4 protein-coding genes are annotated in these 5,249 nt (G+C 64.0%); 1 reads left to right on the forward strand and 3 read right to left on the reverse strand.

Features of this window, described 5'->3' with window-relative positions; all coding sequences use genetic code 11:
* Positions 1 to 598, forward strand: a 598-nt coding sequence (gene ppsR / locus ABZE94_RS20115) for a pyruvate, phosphate dikinase/phosphoenolpyruvate synthase regulator (protein ID WP_372877803.1), incomplete at its 5' end; no start/stop codon positions are given.
* Between the two features lie 129 nt (positions 599 to 727).
* Here ppsR and prpD read toward each other — a convergent pair.
* The 3 genes from prpD to acnA all read right to left on the reverse strand — a co-directional run.
* Complete coding sequence (prpD, locus tag ABZE94_RS20120; RefSeq protein WP_372877805.1) at positions 728 to 2,212, reverse strand: 2-methylcitrate dehydratase; 1,485 nt, start codon at positions 2,210 to 2,212, stop codon at positions 728 to 730.
* A 223-nt stretch (positions 2,213 to 2,435) separates the two neighbouring features.
* Positions 2,436 to 3,635 carry a 2-methylaconitate cis-trans isomerase PrpF gene (prpF, locus tag ABZE94_RS20125; RefSeq protein ID WP_372877806.1) on the reverse strand — a complete coding sequence of 400 codons (1,200 nt, stop codon included), beginning with the start codon at positions 3,633 to 3,635 and terminating at the stop codon, positions 2,436 to 2,438.
* A gap of 108 nt (positions 3,636 to 3,743) precedes the next feature.
* Positions 3,744 to 5,249, reverse strand: a 1,506-nt coding sequence (acnA, locus tag ABZE94_RS20130; RefSeq protein WP_372877808.1) for an aconitate hydratase AcnA, incomplete at its 5' end; no start/stop codon positions are given.

Raw genomic sequence — 5,249 nt, forward strand, 5'->3', positions numbered from 1 at the left:
AATACGCGAGGTTCTAGCCGAATCCGACGGTTTCATGATCGACATCTTCTCGAGCTTCCTTGCCCCCCTGGAGCAGGAACTGAGCTCGCATTCGTCCTATTCGGTCGGCAAGTCCCACTCCATCGGGCACAACTCCAATTACATGGAGCGGATCGAGGCGGTGAACTTCGCCCTGGACAACGACGACGGCGCCCGCACGCACTATTACGACAAGGCCGACCTGATCCTGGTCGGCGTTTCCCGCTGCGGCAAGACACCCACTTGCCTGTATATGGCCATGCAATACGGAATTCGTGCCGCAAATTATCCATTGACCGAAGATGACATGGAACGCCTGCAGCTGCCTGCCGTGCTGAAAAAGCACAGGGACAAGCTGTTCGGCCTGACCATCGACCCCGATCGCCTCACCGCCATTCGCCACGAGCGCAAGCCCAACAGTCGCTACGCCAGCTTCGCCCAATGCGAGTTCGAGGTGCGCGAAGTGGAAAGCCTGTTCCGCCGCGAAAACATCAACTCCATCAACTCCACGCATTTCTCGGTGGAGGAGATTTCCGCCAAGATCCTGGTCGAGAAAGGTGTCGAGCGGCGCTTGAAATAGGCGACTGCTGCAAGCTGCAAGCAAGATTGCGCGACTCGCCTGCTCAACTTCAAATGAAACAGCCGGAGCGCAGGCCCCGGCTGTTTCTTGCCGCTTGCTGTCTACCGCCTACCACTTGTGGCTTCCCGCTCAAATGACAAAAAGATCCATGAAACGCTGCACCGGCGTGGCCTCGAGCGCCGCCTGGTCCTTGCACAGGGCGAAAATCTGCGCACTGCGCCGAGCGGGGAAACGGGTTGCCAGGTTGGCCTTGAACTTGTCTTCCAGTAGCGGGATACCCTCGGCGCGACGCCGGCGGTGGCCGAGCGGGTACTCGACCTCGACCTTCTCGGTGCTGCTGCCGTCGGCGAAGAACACCTGCACGGCATTGGCGATCGAACGCTTGTCGGCCTCCAGGTATTCGCGGCTGTAGCGCGCATCCTCGACGATTTCCATCTTCGCGCGCAGTTCATCGATGATCGGGTTGGCGGCGTGGAAGTCGTCCTCGTAGTGTTCGGCCACCAGGTTGCCGAACGCCAGCGGCACGGCGGTCATGTACTGCAGGCAGTGGTCGCGGTCGGCCGGGTTGGCCAGTTGACCGACCTTGGAGATGATGCGGATCGCCGACTCGTGGGTGCTGATGACGATCCTGGCGATCTGCGGCAGGCGACCCTTGACCTGCGGATGCAGGATCACCGCCGCTTCGCAGGCGGTCTGCGCATGGAACTCGGCCGGGAAGCTGATCTTGAACAGCACGTTTTCCATCACGTAGCAGGCAAAACCCTGCGAAAAACTGAACTGGCGCCGGTCCGCCGGCTTCAGCGCCAGGTCCTGGTTGCCGTGGCTGAACAGCACGTCGTAGAAGCCCCACTGCGGCGCGCTCAGTGCGCCGGGGATGCCCATCTCGCCGCGCATGGCGATATCGGCCAGGCGCACGCCGCGACTGCTGGCATCGCCTGCCGCCCAGGATTTGCGCGACCCGGCGTTCGGCGCATGACGGTAGGTACGCAGCGCCTGGCCGTCGACGAATACCTGGGAAATGGCCGACAGCAGTTGCTCGCGGTCCGCGCCCATCAGCTTGGCGCAGACTGCGGCCGAGGCCAGCTTGACCAGCAGCACGTGATCCAGGCCGACCCGGTTGAAGGAGTTTTCCAGGGCGAACACGCCCTGGATCTCGTGGGCCATGATCATCGCGTCCAGCACCGCGCGCATGCTCAGCGGCGCCTCGCCCCGGGCTACGAGCTGCTGCGACAGGTGGTCGGCCACGGCGAGAATGCCGCCGAGATTGTCCGACGGATGGCCCCACTCGGCCGCCAGCCAGGTGTCGTTGTAGTCCAGCCAGCGCACAATGCAGCCGATGTCCCAGGCCGCCTTGACCGGATCCAGGCGCAAACGGGTGCCCGGCACGCGCGCGCCGTGCGGCACCAGGGTGCCCTCGACGAGCGGACCGAGGTGCTTGCTGCACTCGGGAAAGCGCAGCGCCAGCAAACCGCAACCGAGGGTGTCCATCAGGCAGTTGCGCGCGGTGTCCAGGGCCTCGGCGGACTCGATCTGGTAGTTCAAGACATAGTCAGCGACATCCTGCATCACCTGGTCGTAATCGGGGCGGACGTTCAGGTCGAAGGTGGCGCTCATGCTCGATCTCCCGGGATAGGAGGTGGATGGGGTTGGCCACGGCATCCTTTCGCGGCCTCGTATCCAGTGTAGGAGCGGGAGGGACACCTGGATCCATGCCCGCGAATCGCACGCATGGCGTGCTCCTACAGTATGACTGCTGCTGGGAGCGCCCACCCTACGACCGGAATGAAAGAGCCAGGGCCTGGCTCCCGGTTTTTTTCATCTGGAGGTACGCCGCACCTCAGAACGCATCGCCGGGCACGCGCACCCAGCCCTCCATCAACACGCGGGCGCTGCGGCTCATGATCGCCTTGGTCACCGTCCATTGGCCGTTGACCTGGCTGGCCTCTGCCCCCACCCGCAGGGTGCCCGAGGGGTGACCGAAGCGCACCGCGCTACGCGCAGCGCCGCCGGCGGCTAGATTGACCAGGGTGCCCGGAATCGCCGCGGCGGTGCCGATGGCGACTGCGCAGGTGCCCATCATTGCGTGGTGCAGCTTGCCCATGGACAGCGCCCGCACCAGCAGGTCGACCTCGTCGGCGCTGATCGTCTTGCCGCTGGAGGCGACGTAGTCCTTGGGCCCCGCGACGAAGGCGATCTTCGGCGTGTGCTGGCGCTTGGCCGCCTCTTCCGGCGTCTTGATCAGCCCCATGCGCAGGGCTGCGGCGATGCGAATCTGCTCGAACTTCTCCAGCGCCTTGGCATCCGAGTTGATCGCCTCGCGCAGTTCGGTGCCGGCGTAGCCGATGTCCTCGGCATTGACGAACACGGTCGGGATGCCGGCGTTGATCATGGTCGCCTTGAGGGTACCGCCCGTTACAACATCAGCGGGCACCTCGAGATCGTCGACCAGGTTGCCGGTGGGGAACATCGAGCCGCCCTCGGCCGCGTCATCGGAGGGATCGATAAATTCCAGCACGATCTCGGCCGCCGGAAAGGTCACGCCATCCAGCTCGAAGTCGCCGGTTTCCTGTACCTGGCCGTCGGTCACCGGCACATGGGCGATGATGGTTTTCTTGATGTTGGCCTGCCAGATGCGCACCACGCAGGTGCCGTTCTGCGGGACGCGCGACGGATCGATCAGGCCCGCGTGGATCGCAAACGCGCCAGCGGCGGTGGACAGGTTGCCGCAGTTGCCGGACCAATCGACAAAGGCCGAGTCGATCGAGACCTGGCCATAGAGGTAGTCCACGTCATGCTCGGGCACGCTGCTCTTGGCCAGGATCACGCACTTGCTGGTACTGGAGGTAGCGCTGCCCATGCCGTCGATATGCGCTGCATAGGGATCCGGGCTGCCGATCACGCGCATGAACAGCTTGTCGCGGGCCTCGCCCGGCACCTGGCAGCGCTCGGGCAAGTCCTGCAGGCGGAAAAACACGCCTTTGCTGGTGCCGCCACGGATATAGGTGGCGGGGATTCTGATCTGGGATGGATGAGCCATGGCTTGGTCCTGGCTGAAGAGTGAAATTGCCGTAGGGTGGATCACGCTTCACCGATCCACCATCGGTGCGCGAACGGTGGATGGAAAAGCGCCATCCACCCTACGGAATCAGGCGACGGCGCCTTCGAGGAAGTCCTGAGCGAAGCGCTGCAGCACGCCGCCAGCGCTGTAGACGTTGACTTCGGCGGCGGTATCCAGACGGCAGATCACCGGCACCTGGATCACTTCGCCGTTGTTGCGCTGGATGACCAGGGTCAGCTCGCAGCGCGGCGACAGCTCGCCCTGGATGTCGTAGGTCTCGGTGCCGTCGAGGCCGAGGGTCAGGCGGGTGGTGCCCGGCTTGAACTCGACCGGCAGCACGCCCATGCCAACCAGGTTGGTGCGGTGAATGCGCTCGAAGCCTTCCGCCACTATCACTTCCACACCCGCCAGGCGCACGCCCTTGGCCGCCCAGTCACGCGAGCTGCCCTGACCGTAATCGGCACCGGCGACGATGATCAGGTTCTGCTTGCGGTTCATGTAGGTTTCGATCGCTTCCCACATGCGCATGACCTTGCCTTCCGGCTCGACGCGGGCCAGCGAACCTTTCTTCACCGCACCGTCGACCACGGCCATTTCGTTGACCAGCTGCGGGTTGGCGAAGGTGGCGCGCTGTGCAGTCAAATGGTCACCCCTATGAGTCGCGTAGGAGTTGAAGTCCACCTCCGGCAAGCCCATCTTGTGCAGGTATTCGCCGGCGGCGCTGTCCAGCAGGATGGCGTTGGACGGCGACAGGTGGTCGGTGGTGATGTTGTCCGGCAGGATCGCCAGCGGGCGCATGCCCTTGAGGGTGCGCTCGCCTGCCAGTGCGCCTTCCCAGTACGGTGGACGACGGATATAGGTGGACATCGGACGCCAGTCGTACAGCGGGCTTTCGGCTTGCGCAATAGTGCCCAGATCGAACATCGGGATATAGATCTGCCTGAACTGCTCCGGCTTCACGCTGGCGGCGACAATCGCGTCGATCTCCTCGTCGCTCGGCCACAGGTCCTTCAGGGTGACGGGGTTGCCGGCCTGGTCGGTACCCAACACGTCCTGCTCGATGTCGAAGCGCACGGTACCGGCGATGGCGTAGGCCACCACCAGCGGCGGCGAGGCCAGGAAGGCCTGCTTGGCGTACGGATGGATACGCCCGTCGAAGTTGCGGTTGCCGGACAGTACCGCGGTGGCGTACAGGTCGCGGTCGATAATTTCCTGCTGGATCACCGGGTCCAGTGCGCCGGACATGCCGTTGCAGGTGGTGCAGGCATAGCCAACGATGCCGAAGCCGAGCTGCTCCAGCTCCGACAGCAAACCGGCGTCTTCCAGGTACAGCTTGGCGACCTTGGAACCCGGGGCAAACGAGGTCTTGACCCACGGCTTGCGCAGCAGGCCCAGGGCATTGGCCTTTTTCGCCAGCAGGCCGGCGGCGACCACGTTGCGCGGGTTGGAGGTGTTGGTGCAACTGGTGATGGCGGCGATGATTACCGCACCGTCGGGCATCAGGCCTTCACTTTCTTCAATTTTGCCAGCTGCCAGTTTGGCTTCGTCGGCAATACCGCGCTCATGCAGCGCCGAGGTCGGCAAGCGGCGATG

The sequence above is a fragment of the Pseudomonas sp. genome, from assembly GCF_041601375.1.
Lineage (GTDB): Bacteria > Pseudomonadota > Gammaproteobacteria > Pseudomonadales > Pseudomonadaceae > Aquipseudomonas.

Bases quoted from the DNA above. Each gene is read 5' to 3' on its own strand.
- prpD (WP_372877805.1), bottom strand. From the start codon at position 2,212: ATGAGCGCCACCTTCGACCTGAACGTCCGCCCCGATTACGACCAGGTG.
- prpF (WP_372877806.1), bottom strand. From the start codon at position 3,635: ATGGCTCATCCATCCCAGATCAGAATCCCCGCCACCTATATCCGTGGC.